Raw genomic sequence first — 17102 nt, 5'->3', positions numbered from 1 at the left:
AACTTGAAGCCGGGGTCACCCGTCCGTATATGGGCCTTACCCAATTCGCACGTGCCTGTGGCCGCGTGCCGGTCGGTGGGCATCCGGACAAGAGGCCGGACAGCCGCCAGGGATGGGAAACGGATGGAGGGGGATGGATATCCCCTCAAATCACGCTCCCGGTCTTCGCAAGAGGGCCGCTCCCGAACAGCGACTGGCAGCCGGAGGCGAAACCGGCGAACCCCGAATCTCCACGGGGGACGTAGCTTAAAGCAACGACGGAGCGGGCTTTTTTGGTCTCGTTGACCCTCCAAAGGTCAACACCGAAGAGGCTTGTCCTTCATTGCCGGCCGTGCGGGGATAAATCTCCCAATCGACGGTGTTTTCGGGTCCGGACGTTTCGTCCGCTGTCCTTGGCGTCTCCATCGCGCCTCGGATCGCGAACGTTTCAACCGGCTACACGTCGTATCGGCGCCGCTTGCGCCGAAGAGGAGTCGCGCCGATGACCGAGCGCATCCGTGCATTTCTGCGTGACCGCCGTGAGGATGGTCCCTGCGTCGTGATCGACCTCGAGGTCGTGCGCGAGAACTATGTCGCCTTCTCCCGGGCGCTGCCGGACACCCGCGTCTTCTACGCGGTCAAGGCGAACCCGGCGCCGGAAGTGCTGCGCCTGCTGGCCAAGCTCGGCTCCTGCTTCGATTGCGCCTCGGTCGTCGAGATCGAGCTCGCGCTGTCGGCCGGCGCCACGGCGGACCGCATCTCCTTCGGCAACACCATCAAGAAGGAGCGCGACGTCGCTCGCGCGATGGAGCTCGGCGTGCGCCTGTTCGCCGTCGACTGCATTGCCGAGACCGACAAGATCGTCCGTGCGGCCAAGCTGACCGGCACGCAGGATGCGAGCATCTTCTGCCGCATTCTCTGCGACGGCGCCGGCGCCGACTGGCCGCTCTCGCGCAAGTTCGGCTGCGTGCCCGAAATGGCCGCGGACGTGCTTGAGCATGGCCATCGCAACGGCCTGCGCGCCTATGGCATCTCGTTCCATGTCGGCTCGCAGCAGGCGAACGTGCACGCCTGGGATTCGGCCCTGGCCTCGGCCTCGGCGGTGTTCAAGGAGTGCGCCACCCGCGGCATGTCGCTGTCGATGGTCAATCTCGGCGGCGGCTTCCCGGCCCGCTATCTGCGACCGATCCCGGGCGTTCCGGCCTATGGCGATGCGATCTTCCAGGCGCTGTCGAAGCATTTCGGCAACCGCCTGCCGGAGACCATCATCGAGCCGGGTCGCGGCATGGTCGGCGAAGCCGGTCTGATCGAGGCCGAGGTCGTCCTGATCTCGAAGAAGAGCGAGGACGACCAGGTTCGCTGGGTCTATCTCGACATCGGCAAGTTCAACGGACTGGCCGAGACGATGGACGAGGCGATCCGCTACCCGATCCGCACGGAGCGTGACGGCGACGCCACGGTGCCTTGCGTGCTGGCCGGCCCGACCTGCGATTCGGTCGACGTGCTCTACGAGAAGACGCCTTACATGCTGCCCTTCTCGCTCGAGATCGGCGACAAGGTGCTGATCGAAGGCACGGGCGCCTATACGACGACCTATTCGGCCGTCGCCTTCAACGGCTTCCCGCCGCTGAAGCAGTACGTCATCTGACGTTTGACGGGGGCGCTGGCCGCCCCTTGTGAATCGGGTCCGGCGAAGCGCCCTGCCAGGATCGGCAGGCCGCCCGGGAAACCGGGCGGAGCGTTCGCGCCTCCAGAATGGAGGGCGCGGACGTGGCTCCCGCCGGACCCAATTTCCCCATTCCCTGACATAGAGGCCGCGTTCGCGCGGCGCCGGGAAGGTCCGCGGAGGCGCGGGTGCTCCGGCCGGAGGTGCGCCATGATCACGATTCGCGAGGAAATCGCCGCGGATGTCCCGGCCCGCGAGCTCCTGCTCGACCGCTGCTTCGGCGAGCGCCGCACCGCCAAGTCCAGCGAGCGCCTGCGCGAAGGCCGTCTGCCGGCCGAAGGCCTGGCGCTCACCGCCGAGCGCGATGGCGCCGTCATCGCCACCGTCCGCCTCTGGCATGTCGAGGCCAATGGCCGGCCGGCGCTGCTGCTCGGCCCGCTCGCGGTTGCGCCGGAACTGCATGGAGAAGGGCTTGGCGGTACGCTGATGCGTGAGGCGATCACCCGCGCCGCCGATCGCGGCCATGGCGCGATCCTGCTCGTCGGCGACGCGCCCTACTATCAGCGCTTCGGCTTCTCGGCCGCACCGATGGCCGAGCTTGCCATGCCCGGCCCGGTCGAGCGTGAGCGCTTCCTCGGCCTCGAACTGCGCGACGGCGCCCTCGCCGGCGTCAGCGGCGTGCTCAAGCCCACCGGCGCGCTCGTCGCGACCGAGGGAATGGACGGTCTCCGACGTCGCGCCGCCTGAAACCGGGGAATAGCAATCCTCATTGACGGGCAGGCCACAGGCCTGCCCGTTTTCGTTTGGGCCTGCGCTCCCGCACGATCCCGAGCAAGCTTCATTCAGCCGTCACCTTGATGGGCGAGCGTGGCGGCGCAGGCGCCTCGAAACCCAAGCCAACCGACTGCAAAGGCGGGGGTTTTTGCCACTCAGCATTGACGTGGGGGTCCCAACCCCATACGAGCCACGCTTCAGTTGAAAATCTAACCCAGGAGTTGAAAAGAATGATGGATTGGCCCGTACACGGCGAGATCACCGGCCCGATCGTGATGATCGGCTTCGGTTCGATCGGCCGCGGGACACTGCCGCTGATCGAGCGGCACCTTAAATTCGACAAGAGCCGGTTCGTGGTCATCGCGCCCGACGACGACAATCGGGCGCTTCTGGACGAACGCGGCATCCGCTTCATCCACGAAGCCGTGACGATCGACAACTACAAGTCCATGCTCGAGCCCCTGTTGACCGCGGGCGGCGGCCAGGGCTTTTGCGTCAACCTGTCCTGCGACACGGGTTCGCGCGACCTGATGGAATTCTGCTCCAGCCTTGGAGCCCTCTATATCGACACGGTCAACGAGCCTTGGCTCGGCTTCTATTTCGACCAGAGCAAGGGCCCGGCCGAGCGCTCGAACTATGCGCTGCGCGAGATGACGCTCGCCGCCAAGCGCGCCCGCGCGCCCGGCTCGACGACGGCCGTCTCCTGCTGCGGCGCCAATCCCGGCATGGCCTCGTGGCTCGCCAAGAAGGCCCTGCTCAATCTCGCTGCCGATCTGCGCCTGAACGTGCCGGAGCCGAAGACCCGCGAGGAGTGGGCCGCGCTGATGCAGCATGCCGGCGTCAAGGGCATCCACATCGCCGAGCGCGACACCCAGCGCTCCCGCAATCCGAAGCCGCCGGGCGTCTTCGTCAACACCTGGTCGGTGGAAGGTTTCATCTCGGAAGCCGTGCAGCCCTCCGAACTGGGCTGGGGCACCCATGAACGCTGGATGCCGGACAACGCCTTCACCCACGAGACCGGGTCGCAGGCCGCGATCTATCTGATGCAGGCCGGCGCCGAGACCAAGGTCAGGAGCTGGTGCCCGACGCCCGGCCCGCAATACGGCTTCCTCGTCACGCATAACGAGTCGATCTCGATCTCGGACTACTTCACCGTGCGCGACGACAGCGGCAAGGCGATCTACCGGCCGACCTGCCACTACGCCTACCACCCGGCCAACGACGCCGTGCTCTCGCTGCACGAGATGTTCGGCAATGCCGGCCGGCCGCAGACCGAGCACCACATCCTCGAGGAGAACGAGGTCGTCGACGGCATCGACGAGCTCGGCGTGCTGCTCTACGGCCACGCCAAGGGTGCCTACTGGTTCGGCTCGCAGCTCTCGACCGAGGAGGCGCGCACCTTGGCGCCCTACCAGACCGCGACCGGCCTGCAGGTAACCTCGGCCGTGCTCGCGGGCATGGTCTGGGCGCTCGAGAACCCGAAGGCGGGCATCGTCGAGGTCGAGGAGATGGACGTCAATCGCTGCCTCGAGATCCAGCGGCCCTATCTCGGCCCGGTCGCCGGCTACTACACTGATTGGACCCCGCTCGACGGCCGCCCGGGCCTGTTCCCGGAGGACATCGACACCTCCGACCCCTGGCAGTTCCGCAACATCCTGGTGCGCTGACCAGCGACGCAAGCAAAAAGGCCCGCCTTCCGGCGGGCCTTTCTCGTTCTGGTGCCTGCGCGCGGTATCAGAAGCGCGGCGTCGAGAAGCTGTTGGCGAAGGGGTTGCGGCCGCCGCCGATGCGCGGCGGCAAGGTGCCCTCGCCATAGAGCTCGCCAGCAGCCGCATAGACCGGGCTGGCGATGATGTTCTGAGTCGCGTAGCGGTTCATGCTGCCGACCGCGACGACGTTGCCGGCGTCGAAATAGCTGCGCTTCTGCACAGTGATGCGCAGCGGCCGCCGCTCCTGCGCCTCTGCCAGAGAGACGGCGAAGGTCGTGGCGGCGAGTGAGATGGCGAGGCCGGCGGCTAGACGCGAGAACGAACGCATGGGAGGTCTCCTGAGGCGGCTGCCCCGCCGGGGCTGATGTCCAATCGGTGACGCAACGGTACAACGCCAGAGTTAATGTTTTTGTTGCGCCTTGCTAGGGGTGGACGGGGGTCACGACGCCGTTACCGCGGATCGTCCCTAACGTAGTTGGCCCTGCTTGCCGGAAGTCGTCTTCAGGGCCGGAGCCTTGCCGTCGGCTTCGAGCCCGGCGCCCTTCCGCCCAGCCGCCGCCTGACGCGGCACCGAGCAGCCCGGTCTGCGGTGCGGCTCGGCCTTCGCGAAGAGCGCTCGCAGTTCAGAATCATCGCCAGCGCTGAGCAGCTCGATCCGATCGAGCATGCAGCCGAGCTGGGCCCGGTCGGCCGGCTTGCCCTCGCCGCCGCACCACCAGCCCGAGAAGGAGAGATGCGCCGATCCGTCGAGATGACGGAAGCCGATGCAGGCGCGCCCGGCATTGCCGTCATTGAGGCTGATATCGGCGGTCTCGACCATGCCGAACTTGGTTTCGAGCGGCGTCGTCGCGCCGCTGCGCCCGACCGAGAGCCCGCGCGCCGCGCTCTCGCGCACCAGGGCGATCACGAAGGGCTGTGACAGCCCGGCCGGGGCGCCCTGCACGCCGCTCTCGCGGTTGACCTGCAGCTTGAGCGCAAGCAACGGCTTATCCTCGCCGAACTCGCCAAAGCTCAGCACGTCCTCGCGGCGCGTACCGTCCTGGCTGCGCCGCGCCTCATAGCCGGTCCGCTTGCCGAGTTCGGGGGTCTCCAGCCCGAAGAGCGCGACCGGCCGCGCGATGCTGATCCAGCCATCCTCGCCAAAGGCGGCCGGAACCGCCTGGATACGCACGTCGCGGATCGCAGGTCCGGCCGGCGCCTCGAGCGGCACCATCGTCGACAGGGTCGGCAGCGCCGCCTCCGGCTCGCCAGAGGACAGTCCGGCGACAAGCGTTGCGGTCAAGCCGATACCGGTCGCCGCAGCAACGCCACGCCAGATCAGCCCATGCGTCAGCCCGGCGCCCGCCGAGCGCCCTACTCGGCCGGCAGCGCGGGCAAGACGCACCGCACCGGCCTCGATCGCGTCGGCGCAATCGATCAGCAGCGTCACCGCATCGCGGCGCCTTCCCTGGCTCGCCTGCGACGGTACGGGCCGCGCCTCCACGGCCTGCGCCGGCCTCGACAGACGCAACGGCACATCTCGCAACCACGCGCGAATAGCGGTCTTGATATCCAAGGACACGGCACGACCCGACATCATGCGGTGCGGCCGGCTTCTGCCGCCGCCTCCGCTCCTCACCCGCGAGCAGCTTCGGTCGTGCCGGTCAGCGGCTCGTTACCGCCGGCCTGCGATCGTGAAACAGGGTCAACGCCAGGTAAGGAGGCAGGGTTAACGCCGCCGGGGCTGCCGCTCGCCGCCCGGCGATTTGACTTTTTGCCGGCGCCGGTGTTTGGGAAGGCCTGCTGGAAGCTGCTATCCTTCCAGCTTCGCGATGATGCTCAGCTTTGGGTTGGCTCTGTGACCTTCCGTCCGACGACGAAATGCACGACCAAAACGGCGACCGGGAAAACCCGGACGCTGCGCTGACGCTTCGCCTCGATTCCGGGTTCTCCCCCCCGGCCGGGGTCAACGGCCGGAACCGCGATCGAGATCGGCGGTGAAGGTTTCCCCGGGGAGGCTGAACCGGTTTTCGCCAGAAGGAATTCCAGCATGAGCTTCAAGGTCGCGGTAGTCGGCGCCACGGGCAATGTGGGCCATGAGATGCTCGACATCCTGGCCGAGCGTGCCTTCCCCGTCAGCGAGGTGGTGGCGCTCGCCTCGCAGCGCTCCATCGGCACCGAGGTCTCCTTCGGCGACAAGACGCTGAAGGTGAAGGCCCTCGATCATTACGACTTCTCCGACACCGACATCTGCCTGATGTCGGCCGGCGGGGCCGTCTCGAAGGAATGGTCGCCGAAGATCGGCGCGCAGGGCTGCGTCGTCATCGACAACTCCTCGACCTGGCGCATGCATCCCGACGTGCCGCTGGTCGTGCCGGAAGTGAACGCGGCCGCCGCCGCCGGCTTCACCAAGATGAACATCATCGCCAACCCGAACTGCTCGACCGCGCAGCTCGTCGTGGCGCTGAAGCCGCTGCATGAGCGCTTCGGCATCAAGCGCGTCGTCGTCTCGACCTATCAGTCGGTTTCCGGCGCCGGCAAGGAGGCGATGGACGAGCTCTTCAACCAGACCCGCTCCGTGTTCTCGGCCGGCGAGGTCGCCTCCAAGAAGTTCCCCAAGCGCATCGCCTTCAACCTCATCCCGCAGATCGACGTCTTCATGGAAGACGGCTTCACCAAGGAAGAGTGGAAGATGATGGCGGAGACCAAGAAGATCCTCGATCCGAAGATCAAGCTGACCGCCACCTGCGTACGCGTGCCGGTCTTCATCGCCCATTCCGAGAGCGTCAACATCGAGTGCGAGAAGCCGGTCACCGCCGAGGAAGCGCGCGAGATCCTGCGTACCGCTCCGGGCATCCTCGTCATCGATAAGCACGAGCCCGGTGGCTACATCACCCCGCATGAGGCGGCCGGCGAAGACGCGACCTACATCTCGCGCATCCGTGAGGACAACACTGTCGAGAACGGCCTCGCTTTCTGGTGCGTCTCCGACAATCTGCGCAAGGGCGCAGCCCTGAACGCGGTCCAGATCGCCGAGGTGCTGGTCAACCGCAAGCTGATCCAGCCGCGCAAGCAGGCGGCCTGAGGCGAACTCCCATCGATCGCGCGTCGCGGCGAACCTCGCCGCGACGCGCAAATCCTCCGCCAGCTCAGCCGGCCATCTTGCGGCAGCTTTCGGCGCAGGCCCGGCAGGCCCTGACGCAATCCTCCATCTGTCCGACGCGCCCGCAATCGCGGGCGCAATCCTCGCAGATTTCGGCGCATTCCTCACAGAGATGGCGGTGATGCGGCGTGCCGAGCAGCATCAGATGCGCGGCGCTGCGGCAAACCTCCGAACAGGCGAGCATTAGCTGGATATGAGCCGGCTTCGCATGCTCACCGCCGAGTTCGAGACAATGCGAGGACGCCATGTCGAGGCAGGTGCGGTAGCAGCGCAGGCAATTGTCGATGCAGGCCTGCATGGCGGAACTCGTATGCATGCGCAGTCTCCTTGCTGGAAAGGGTCAACCCCTGCCCAAGCAAGTCCTCCGGCCTGCTGCAGTTCCCGACTGCAACATGATGTAACAATCGAACGGTCCGGAGAGCCGCCGTCGCTCGCACGCATGCCCGCCTTTCCGTCTTAGCGCGAGCACTGCCGGGCTAACCTGCTAGGCTCTACGCACCTTCCCTCCCGCAGCGGACAGCGTGCGACAGTCCACAAGCCCTGCCCCGCAGCCCGCACAGAGCGGGCAGCACCCCGCTCCGCGGCGCGAGAACTCGCTGCGCGGCATCGGGCTCGTGCTGCTCGGCGGCGCCTTCCTCTCCAGCGCCGACGCCGTCTCCAAGCTGATGGCCGAGACCGTTCCGGCGCTCCAGATCACCTGGCTGCGCTACGCCGCCTTCGCCCTCATCATGCTCGCAGTCACGCTTCCGGGCGGCATGGCGGCGCTGAAGCCAAGGCGTCCAAAACTCCAGCTGGCGCGCGGCATCGCCGTCACCGTCTCCTCGATCCTTTTCGTCTCCTCGCTGAGATACCTGCCCATCGCCGACGCCACCGCGACGAGCTTCATCTCGCCGCTCTTCGTCACCGCGCTCTCGATCCCGTTGCTCGGCGAGAGGATCGGCTGGCGGCGCTGGACGGCAACCATTGTCGGACTGATCGGCGTGCTGATCGTGGTGCGCCCCGGCGGGGCCGGCTTCCAGCTCGCCGCCTTGCTGCCGATGCTCTCGGCCTCGTCCTGGGCTTTCGCGCTGATCTTCACGCGGATGATGAGCGCGACCGAGAACCCGGTCACCACCCTGGCTTGGTCCGCCATCATCGGCTTCCTACTGCTGAGCCTGCTACAGCCCTTCGGCTGGCAGCCGCTGACGGCGCAGGCGATCTGGCTCGGCGTCTTCGTCGGCGTCGCCTCGACGATCGGCCACTGGTTCGTGATCCTCGCCTTCAGGCATGCCGATGCTTCGCTGCTGGCGCCCTTCGCCTATCTGCAGCTGCTCTGGGCCTCGATCTTCGGCTACTTCATGTTCGCCGCGCTGCCGGACCGCTTCACCTGGCTGGGAGCGGTCATCATCAGCGCCTCCGGCCTCTATATCGCCCATCGCGAGCGCCTTCGCGCCCGCGGACCGCTCATCCGGGATTGAGCGGCGGACCGAAAGCCGGACCTAGCCCGGCCTCTTCACCGCATAGTGCGCCAAGAACATCGCCACGGCCGAGGCGACCACCCGCGCGATCTCCTCGTCGTCCGGCGGCATCGGCACAGCGTTGAAGAGGCGCGGGCGCGTCAGCGTCGATTGGCAGAGATCGATGAACTGCGAAGCGGCCAGCGCCGGATCCTCGATCGAAAGCTCGCCGAGCTCGGCCCGCCTTTGCAGGAAGGCAGCGAGGCGTCGTGTGCCCTGCATCGGACCGCGCTCATAGAACTCGCGGCCGAGCTCCGGCATGCGCTCGGCGACACCGAGCACGATGCGCTGGGCGCTCAATGCGAATCCGCCGGTGATCAGCCTGACCAGCCTTTCGCCGAAACGGGAGAGGGCCTGGGCGAGGTCGGGGATATCGGCGAGCGCCTCGTAGATCCCCTGCTTCTGTTTTTCGCGCTCGCGCTCGATCAGCGCGACGAACAGATGCTCCTTGTCCTCGAAATAGACATAGAGCGTGCCCTTGGAGACGTTCGCCGCAGCGGCGATGTCCGCCATGCTCGATGCGTCGAAGCCGCGGGCCGTGAAGACCGCATGGGCGCCTTCCAGGATCTGGTGGCGCTTGTCGGGATCCGCGCCGGCGACGCGCCGGTTGCGGGCTCGGGATCTGGCTGGCCGCTCAGCTATCGCAGTCATCTCGTTCCATCCGCGGCGCATCTCGCACCTGCAAAAATAATCGAACCACCTAGTTCGATTTGCCCTTGATATGCCTCTTTCCTGGCGCTATCTCAAGCCCTCATCGAACTGACTGGTTCGAATTGAAATCGTCAGGGCAACACATGACGGCCGAAACCCTCACCGAGAAGCATTCCGAGGCCCGCCGCGACCGGCTGAAGCTGGTCGACGCACGCCTCGAGACGGCGCAGCCGCCTGCCGAAGCGCGCAAGCCGGAGGAAGCGGCACCGGGCAACGAGCAGAGCGCAGCCGCGCCGCCTGCCGGCCGCAAGCCGGTCAAGCGCATGGCGCTGATCCTCTTGGCCGGGACCGTGCTCGCCGCCGGTGGCTGGTTCGGCCTCGACTGGTGGCGCAATGGCCGCTTCATCGTCTCGACCGACGACGCCTATGTCGGCGCGGAAATGGCGACGATCTCGGCCAAGCTCGCGGCCAATGTCGCGACCGTCTCCGTGACCCGGAACCAGGAGGTCAAGGCCGGCGATGCGCTGGTCGGCCTCGACGATGGCGACCAGCGCATCGCCCTCGACAGCGCCAAGGCGAAGAGCGCGACCGCCGCCGCCACCCTCTCCCGCATCGACGCCCAGACCGACGCCGCCCGCGCCAGCCTCTTACAGGCCCAGGCGCAGGCGACCTCCGCCGAGGCGGCCGTGACCCGCAGCCTCGCCGATTTCGAGCGCGCCAACAGCCTCGCCGCCAAGTCCTATGGCTCGCAGGCGACGCTTGACGCTGCCACCGCCGCGCGCGACCAGGCTGCCGCTGCGCTCGCCAGCGCCCAGGCCGGCGTCGCTCAGGCCAAGGCCAATATCGAGGTGCTGCAGGCGCAGCGCGTCGAGGCCGCACGCCAGGCCGACGAGCTCAAGGTCGCCGAGGAGAAGGCGGCGCGCGACCTCTCCTTCACCAGGATCACCGCGCCGATCGACGGCCTCGTCGCCAACACCAATGTCCAGCTCGGCGACCTCGTCAGCGCCGGCAAGCGCCTGATGTCGATCGTTCCGCTCGACCAGGTCTATGTCGACGCCAATTTCAAGGAGACGCAGGTCGGCCCGCTGAAGATCGGCGCCAAGGCGACGATCACAGTCGACGCCCTGCCCGGCCAGGTCTTCGAGGGCACGGTCAGCGGCATCGCCGGCGGCACCGGCTCGGTGTTCTCCCTGCTGCCCGCCGATAACGCGACCGGCAACTTCACCAAGATCGTCCAGCGCGTGCCGGTGCGCATCGCGCTGGCGCCCGAAGCGGTCGCCCGCCACACGCTGCGGCCGGGCATGTCGGTGGTCGTCAGCATCGATCCAAGGCCGCAGAAGCACTGAGCCGACCAGCACACCAGCCCCATCCCGAGGAGCCGTCCCGTTGGGGATGGCGTCTCGAAGGATGATCCAGCGCCCCCTGGAGCCATCCTGCGAGACGAGGCCTGACGGCCGCTCCTCAGGATGAGGGCTGCAAAGAACCGAAGCCAGGGAGGCCATGATGGCCACCGCGACCCTTGTAGGCCCGGCCGGCGCCCCGCCGGCCTCCGACGCCATTCCGGCGAGGCGCATCTTCGCCTTCCTCGCCATGGTCTTCGGCATGTTCATGGCGATCCTGGACATCCAGATCGTCTCGGCCTCGCTCGCCGAGATCCAGGCCGGGCTTTCGGCCTCGGCCGACGAGATCGCCTGGGTCCAGACCGCCTATCTGATCGCCGAAGTGATCATGATCCCCCTGTCCGGCTATCTCAGCCGGGCGCTCTCGACCCGCGTCTTCTTCACCATCGCCGCCGCCGGCTTCACCGTCGCGAGCGTGCTCTGCGCGATGTCGTCCTCGATCAACGAGATGATCCTGTGGCGCGCCGTGCAGGGTTTCATCGGCGGCGGCATGATCCCCGGCGTCTTCGCCGCCGCCTTCACAATCTTCCCGGCCTCCAAGCGCCCGATCGTCTCGCCGCTGATCGGTCTGATCGCGACGCTCGCCCCGACTATCGGCCCGACCATAGGCGGCTATCTCAGCCATGCCTTCTCCTGGCACTGGCTGTTCCTGATCAATGTCGTGCCGGGCATCGGCGTCTCGATCGCCGCCTGGACGCTGATCGACTTCGACAAGCCCGACCATAGCCTGCTCAAGCGCTTCGACTGGCTCGGCCTCGCCAGCATGGCCGCCTTCCTCGGCAGCCTGGAGTACGTGCTCGAGGAAGGCACGCGGCTCGACTGGTTCCAGAGCCATGAGATCGTCTTCTTCACCGGGCTGATGGTCGTCGGCTGCGTGCTGTTCTTCTGGCGGGCGCTGACGCGCGACGACCCGCTGGTCGATCTCTACGCCTTCAGGAACCGCAACTTCGCCTTCGGCTCGCTGTTCTCCTTCACCATGGGCATTGGCCTCTATGGCCTGACTTATCTCTACCCGGTCTATCTCGGGCGCATCCGCGGCTATGACGCGCTGATGATCGGCGAGACAATGTTCGTCACCGGCCTCGCCATGTTCCTGACCGCGCCGATCGCCGGACGGCTCTCGGCCAAGCTCGACCCGCGCATATTGATGATGATCGGCTTCGGAGGCTTCGCGCTCGGCACCTGGCTCGCTTCCTTCGTCACCGCCGACTGGGATTTTCACGAACTCTTGATCCCACAGATTCTACGTGGCTGCTCGCTGATGCTGTGCATGGTGCCGATCAACAATCTTGCGCTCGGTACCCTGCCCCCGCAGCAGCTCAAGAACGCTTCGGGCCTCTACAATCTGACGCGCAATCTCGGCGGCGCCGTCGGCCTCGCCCTGATCAACACCTTCCTCAACAGCCGCACCGACCTGCATATCGCCCGTCTGCACGAGGCCGTCGCCGCCGGCCGGCAGGTGGCGGAGGAGAATCTCGCCATGCTGACGGAGCGCTTCGCCGACTATGGCGATGCAGCCCAGTCGATGGCGCTCGCGCTGATGAACCAGCGCGCCCACAAGCAGGCGCTGGTCATGGCTTTCGGCGACATCTTCCTCGCTTTGACTTTCATCTTCGCCGCGCTTGTCGCGCTGGCCCTGTTCATGCGCAAGCCCGGGCAGGCAGCGCCCGCCGGGGCGGGCCACTGAAGCCCCCGCCGCTGCGGCTTGCGCCGTGGACAACCCCCTGATGCGTCTTGCCGCAGGGGGTCCGGAATTGACAGGACCGCCGCGAGAAGGCAAAAATGATAACAATATCAGTAGTTTAGATATATTCTAAACTACGCGAAACAGAGCATGCGAGTTGGAAAGCGTTTCATGAGCATTCTGTCCCTGAAGGATGGCGCGGCAGCGCGCAGTCAGGCCGAGCAGATTCCGTGGCCCCAAAAAGCCCCGGCTGCCTGCCCGATCAGCGCCGTCAAATCCCGCCTGCGCAGCGTCGGCCTGCGGCCGACCCGCCAGCGCATGGCGTTGGGCTGGCTGCTCTTCGCCAAGGGCGACCGCCATGTCAGCGCCGAGATGCTCTATGAGGAGGCGCTGCGCGCCCGCGAGCCGCTCTCCCTGGCGACCGTCTACAATACGCTGCGGCAATTCTCCGAGGCCGGTCTGCTGCGCCAGGTCTCGGTCTCCGGCCCGAAGACCTTCTTCGACACCAACGTCTCCGAGCACCATCATTTCTACCATGAGGATGACGAGACGGTCGTGGACATCCCGGGCTCGGAGATCCAGGTCACCGGCCTGCCGGTGGCCCCGGAAGGCATGGTCGTGTCTTCGGTCGAGGTCATCGTGCGCCTGCGCCGCGCCGATGGTCAGGAGAGCGTCGCCAAGATCGCCGGAGGCAGCCGGGCGTGATCGTCTGCTCCTGCAACGTTTTGTCCTGCCGGCAGATCAAAGGTACCATCGCCCCCGACGGCTCAGGGCCGAAAACTGCGGGCGAGGCCTATGACTGCCTTGGCTGCAGCCCCGATTGCGGGCGCTGCGCCCGCGAGGTGCGCAGCCTGCTGGCCGAGGCGCGCGCCGCATGCGCCAGCCAGTGCAGCAGCTGCGCCAGCCGCGAGATCGATTGCGCGGTACATGTTTCAGTCGGGCTGATGCTGGCCGAGATCGAGATCGTCGAGGAGCGCGAGGCCGCCTGAGCCTCGCCACGCTTCCGGGTACCGCCCACCCGAATTCTGCGCTTCCCTTTTGCGAATACCGGACCTACATTAGGATCATTCTAATGTGGTCATTGCGCGAAGGAAGCTGCCATGAAGGGCGATAAGAAGGTCATCGAATACCTCAATAAGGGCCTGCGCTCCGAGCTCACGGCCATCAACCAGTACTGGCTGCACTACCGGATGCTCGACAATTGGGGGCTGAAGGACATGGCCAAGACCTGGAAGAAGGAGTCGATCGAGGAGATGGTCCATGCCGACCGCTTCGTCGACCGCATCCTCTTCCTCGAAGGCTTCCCGAACCTGCAGACCCTTGATGCGCTGCGCATCGGCGAAAACGTCAAGGAAGTGATCGAGTGCGACCTCAAGGCCGAGGTCGAAGCCCGCGCCCTCTACCAGGAAGCGGCGAAGTACTGCCGCGAGGTCGGCGACTACCCGTCCGAGGACCTGTTCAAGGCGCTGATGAAGGACGAGGAAGGCCATATCGACTTCCTCGAGACCCAGCTCGACCTGATCGGCCGCATCGGCCTCGAACTCTACACCCAGAAGCATGTCGGCGGCCTCGAGGGCGACGACCACTGAGCTTCGCCGGGACAGGCATTGGCATCATCAGGCCGGCCCGAGCGATCGGGCCGGCCTTTCCCTTTCGGGGGGATGGGATATCGGCCTCCTCGCCCAACAGCGCGGCCTATCCAAGCTCCCGCTTGCCGCCGGCACCTGACACAGAGGGGCCGCAAGCGCTGACGGAATCCGCTGTGGGTCCGACGGTCGTCGCAGTCGGCCGGGACGAGCAGCACCGCTTCGGCAAGCCTGGTCTCGCTAGCATCCTTGCTCGCCGGCCTCGGCGTTGAGGGAAGGCCCCTGAACGTGCTTGGGGCGGCGCGCCTCTCGGCACGCCGCCCCAAAATCTGGCCTGACGGCTCAGAAACGCTCAGATGTAGCTTACGTTCGCCGCTTCCGGGCCCTTCTTGCCGGCGCGGATCGAGAAGCGCACGCGCTGCCCATCCATCGGCGGCTGCAGGCCGCTGCGGCTCAGCGAGCTGACATGCAGGAACACGTCCGCGCCGCCCTGGTCGGGCGCGATGAAGCCGAAGCCGCGATCCGCGTTGAAGAACTTCACCGCGCCGTCATAGGGGCCTTCCATCGGCGCGCTCGCGCCGCGGTCATAGCCGCCGGCGCCGCCGCGGTCGTAACCGCCGCCACCACCGCCATAGCCACCGCGGTCGTAGCCGCCACCGCCGCCACGATCGTAACCGCCGCCGCCGTAGCCACCTCCGAAGTCATCGCGCGGCGGGCGCGGCGAAAACGGGCGGGCGCCGCCACCGCCACGCGGAGCGGCCGGCGTCGCGGTCGAGGCATCGATCTCATGGACCGCGACGACCTGCAGGCCGCGCCGCCCCTCGCCGAGATCGGCGATGATGGTGGCACCGGGCTGGAGGTCCTGCGCATCGAGCGGGCCGATGGACGAGACGTGGACGAAGACATCGCCAGAGCCGTCCGACGGAGAAGCAAAGCCGAAGCCCTTCTCCGGGTCGAACCACTTGATCTTGGCTTCGATGTTTTCGTGCGTGACGAAGGGAGCGGGGGCGGCGGGCTTGCGTCGATCGAACATGAAACTTCAGGAGGCTTGTGACCGGGAGGCGGCAATCTAGCGCAAGCAATACGTTTCGTCATCGGGTCGGCGCAGCAAAAATTATCGAGCATGCCGACCATGCCGCCGGCACCTCGTTGCCTGCTTCCCGTCCGCTTCCCCAGGGGCAGAAAGCCAGCCTCGATCCCGGATCTTGGACCCGATCCTGGGAGCAGAACGCTGCATTGCCGAGCAAACGCCCTTTTGGCCGGGCTCGCAAGCCGGGCCCGGAACACGGCTGTGCACGAATTCGTAAGCGGGAGCGCGCTTCTGCGCCGCCTTTCAATCGCAGCGGATCGACTGGACCTTCTTCGGCATCTCGCCGACCGCCGGGACGAATTGCCCGGTCTGCGGATCGAGCAGCATCAGCTCGCCGGTCGCGACCGCGAAATAGGCGCCATGCAGATGCAGGCGCCCCTTGCCCTCGAGGATGCTGATGCAGGGGAAGGTCCGCAGATTGGCGAGCGATTGCTGGACCGAAGCCAGCGCCAGCCGCTCGACATAGCTTTCGAAGTTCTCGTTGCGCCCGCGGCCGCCGGAACGCACTGCGGCCGGCTCGATCAGGGTAATCCACTTGCCGATGAAGTCGCCGGGCGAGAGCGGCCCCTGCGCGTCGTCTGCGAAAGCGCGGATGCCACCGCAGCGGCCATGGCCGAGCACGACGATATGCTCGACCTTGAGCGCCTGCACCCCGTATTCGAGCGCTGCCGAGGTTCCGTGCAGCTGATCGTCGGGCGAGAAAGGCGGCACCAGATTGGCGACGTTGCGGACGACGAACATCTCGCCGGGGCTCGCATCGAAGATCACCTCCGGCGACACCCGCGAATCGCAGCAACCGATCAGCATGATCTTCGGCGTCTGCCCGGATTCGGCGAGCTGCTCGTATCGGCTCTGCTCGCGCACGAAACGGTCGTCGAGGAAGGCACGATAGCCCTCGGTCAGGCGCTCGGGGAATGCTGGCGAAGATGCTGGTTCCATGCCGCAGTTGGGCCAGAAGGCGCGTGCCCTCGTCAAGAGCGGAAACGCATGATTCTGCTGCAACGCAGCATCAAATCGCGCAAAACCGGCTCTGCAATAGCGCCGCCAATGCTGTCGCATCGGCATCGATGACGACGCGCTTCAGGCGCGCGCTCGCGCCTGCGGTCAGTGAAACCTGCGAGCGGGAAACACCGAACTCCTTGGCCAGCAGCGCGACCAGCGCCGCATTGGCCCCACCCTCGCTCGGCGCCGCCCGGACCCGCGCCTTCAGCACCTGCCGGCCATCGGCCAGCGTCTCGACCCCGTCGAGACTGTCACGCCCGCCGCGTGGCGTCAGGCGGATCGCGATCGCAAGCCCGTCCGGCGTGACGGACCAGGCGGCCATCCGGCTAGAAGACGTTGGGGTAGATGTAGCGCTGGATCACGCTCTGGATGAAGAAGATGCCGAGCAGCAGGATGATCGGCGAAATGTCGATCCCGCCGAGATTGGGCAGCATGTTGCGGATCGGCCGCAGCGCCGGCTCGGTGACGCGATAGAGGAAATCCCAGACCGAGGCGACGAACTGGTTGCGCGTGTTGACGACGTTGAACGCGATGAGCCAGCTGAGCACGGCCGAGGCAATCAGGATCCAGACATAGAGGTTCAGCGCCAGCATCACGACATCGAGAACGGAACGCATCAAAGGACCTCTCTGAAAACCGTCCGGCGCGCTGATCGCCCGTCCGAAGAATGTTCCTGTCGGAAGCGATTGACAGGAACGCGACGCAGGGCCTAGAAGGCCAGCGCTTCGGGGCTGTAGCTCAGTTGGGAGAGCGCTGCAATCGCACTGCAGAGGTCAGGGGTTCGAATCCCCTCAGCTCCACCAAATTTCCTGCCTAGCGCATTGGAATTGGTGGATTTTTCCGAAGCCTGAAAACACCGGCCCGAACATCGATCCCTCCACCTGGCTGCCATAGGCAGGCGGATAGGGCACGCGCTGGCGTGG

At 66.4% G+C, this 17102-nt stretch carries 18 protein-coding genes and 1 tRNA gene; 11 read left to right on the top strand and 8 right to left on the bottom strand.

All coding sequences use genetic code 11. The features are described 5' to 3' along the window. The first annotated feature begins 481 nt into the window (after positions 1-481). The 3 genes from DK26_RS22495 (at position 482) to DK26_RS22485 (ending at position 4086) form a co-directional block, all read left to right on the top strand. Entirely contained in the window at positions 482-1627 is a 1146-nt protein-coding gene (locus DK26_RS22495; protein WP_066477314.1) for a type III PLP-dependent enzyme, read from the top strand. A 228-nt stretch (positions 1628-1855) separates the two neighbouring features. After that, complete coding sequence (locus DK26_RS22490) at positions 1856-2392, top strand: N-acetyltransferase (RefSeq protein WP_066477313.1); 537 nt, start codon at positions 1856-1858, stop codon at positions 2390-2392. Positions 2393-2649: 257 nt separating this feature from the next. After that, a complete protein-coding gene (locus tag DK26_RS22485; protein ID WP_066477312.1) occupies positions 2650-4086 on the top strand; it encodes a homospermidine synthase in 1437 nt (478 codons plus the stop codon). A gap of 67 nt (positions 4087-4153) precedes the next feature. On the opposite strand, the gene DK26_RS22480 is transcribed toward DK26_RS22485, so the two are convergent. Together DK26_RS22480 and DK26_RS22475 are read right to left on the bottom strand one after the other, a co-directional pair. Beyond that, positions 4154-4456 carry a hypothetical protein gene (locus DK26_RS22480; RefSeq protein ID WP_066477308.1) on the bottom strand — a complete coding sequence of 101 codons (303 nt, stop codon included), beginning with the start codon at positions 4454-4456 and terminating at the stop codon, positions 4154-4156. Between the two features lie 138 nt (positions 4457-4594). Next, complete coding sequence (locus tag DK26_RS22475; RefSeq protein ID WP_066477306.1) at positions 4595-5638, bottom strand: hypothetical protein; 1044 nt, start codon at positions 5636-5638, stop codon at positions 4595-4597. A 519-nt stretch (positions 5639-6157) separates the two neighbouring features. Here DK26_RS22475 and DK26_RS22470 point away from each other — a divergent pair. Beyond that, the gene (locus tag DK26_RS22470; RefSeq protein ID WP_066477305.1) at positions 6158-7192 is read left to right on the top strand and encodes an aspartate-semialdehyde dehydrogenase; all 1035 of its coding nucleotides are present in this window, start codon (positions 6158-6160) and stop codon (positions 7190-7192) included. A gap of 64 nt (positions 7193-7256) precedes the next feature. On the opposite strand, the gene DK26_RS22465 is transcribed toward DK26_RS22470, so the two are convergent. After that, positions 7257-7586: a four-helix bundle copper-binding protein gene (locus tag DK26_RS22465; RefSeq protein WP_066477304.1), complete on the bottom strand. Its 330-nt coding sequence runs from the start codon at positions 7584-7586 to the stop codon at positions 7257-7259. Positions 7587-7791: 205 nt separating this feature from the next. Between DK26_RS22465 and DK26_RS22460 the strand changes: the two genes are divergently transcribed. Beyond that, complete coding sequence (locus tag DK26_RS22460; RefSeq protein WP_066477302.1) at positions 7792-8727, top strand: DMT family transporter; 936 nt, start codon at positions 7792-7794, stop codon at positions 8725-8727. 21 nt (positions 8728-8748) lie between these two features. On the opposite strand, the gene DK26_RS22455 is transcribed toward DK26_RS22460, so the two are convergent. Further along, positions 8749-9417, bottom strand: coding sequence for a TetR/AcrR family transcriptional regulator (locus DK26_RS22455; RefSeq protein WP_184231688.1), 669 nt, complete (start codon positions 9415-9417; stop codon positions 8749-8751). A gap of 143 nt (positions 9418-9560) precedes the next feature. Here DK26_RS22455 and DK26_RS22450 point away from each other — a divergent pair, with 143 nt between their 5' ends. From DK26_RS22450 to bfr, 5 genes are all read left to right on the top strand, one after another. Then, positions 9561-10763 carry an HlyD family secretion protein gene (locus DK26_RS22450; protein WP_066477296.1) on the top strand — a complete coding sequence of 401 codons (1203 nt, stop codon included), beginning with the start codon at positions 9561-9563 and terminating at the stop codon, positions 10761-10763. 157 nt (positions 10764-10920) lie between these two features. Continuing rightward, positions 10921-12504 (top strand): DHA2 family efflux MFS transporter permease subunit, encoded by a 1584-nt coding sequence (locus DK26_RS22445; protein WP_066477711.1) that lies wholly within the window; start codon positions 10921-10923, stop codon positions 12502-12504. 168 nt (positions 12505-12672) lie between these two features. After that, positions 12673-13206, top strand: coding sequence for an iron response transcriptional regulator IrrA (gene irrA, locus DK26_RS22440; protein ID WP_066477294.1), 534 nt, complete (start codon positions 12673-12675; stop codon positions 13204-13206). Next, on the top strand, positions 13203-13490 hold the full coding sequence (locus tag DK26_RS22435; RefSeq protein WP_066477292.1) for a (2Fe-2S)-binding protein: 288 nt from the start codon (positions 13203-13205) through the stop codon (positions 13488-13490). The genes irrA and DK26_RS22435 overlap by 4 nt, the downstream gene beginning before the upstream one ends. Before the next feature lie 111 nt (positions 13491-13601). After that, positions 13602-14090 carry a bacterioferritin gene (gene bfr, locus DK26_RS22430; protein ID WP_066477288.1) on the top strand — a complete coding sequence of 163 codons (489 nt, stop codon included), beginning with the start codon at positions 13602-13604 and terminating at the stop codon, positions 14088-14090. Between the two features lie 349 nt (positions 14091-14439). Here bfr and DK26_RS29920 read toward each other — a convergent pair whose 3' ends face one another. The 4 genes from DK26_RS29920 to DK26_RS22410 all read right to left on the bottom strand — a co-directional run bounded on the left by DK26_RS29920 (position 14440) and on the right by DK26_RS22410 (position 16796). Further along, complete coding sequence (locus DK26_RS29920) at positions 14440-15120, bottom strand: cold-shock protein (protein WP_066477287.1); 681 nt, start codon at positions 15118-15120, stop codon at positions 14440-14442. Between the two features lie 300 nt (positions 15121-15420). Beyond that, entirely contained in the window at positions 15421-16116 is a 696-nt protein-coding gene (locus tag DK26_RS22420) for a carbonic anhydrase (RefSeq protein ID WP_066477709.1), read from the bottom strand. A gap of 70 nt (positions 16117-16186) precedes the next feature. Continuing rightward, entirely contained in the window at positions 16187-16501 is a 315-nt protein-coding gene (locus tag DK26_RS22415; protein ID WP_066477286.1) for a DUF167 family protein, read from the bottom strand. Between the two features lie 4 nt (positions 16502-16505). Then, positions 16506-16796, bottom strand: coding sequence for a YggT family protein (locus DK26_RS22410; RefSeq protein WP_066477285.1), 291 nt, complete (start codon positions 16794-16796; stop codon positions 16506-16508). A 110-nt stretch (positions 16797-16906) separates the two neighbouring features. Between DK26_RS22410 and DK26_RS22405 the strand changes: the two genes are divergently transcribed. Further along, a tRNA-Ala gene (locus tag DK26_RS22405) sits at positions 16907-16982 on the top strand. The last annotated feature ends 120 nt before the right edge of the window (positions 16983-17102 follow it).

Source organism: Allobosea sp. WAO (assembly GCF_001509835.1).
Taxonomy (GTDB): domain Bacteria; phylum Pseudomonadota; class Alphaproteobacteria; order Rhizobiales; family Beijerinckiaceae; genus Allobosea.
Note: the sequence above shows the minus strand (reverse complement) of the source record. Positions and strands in the feature narration are given on the sequence as shown.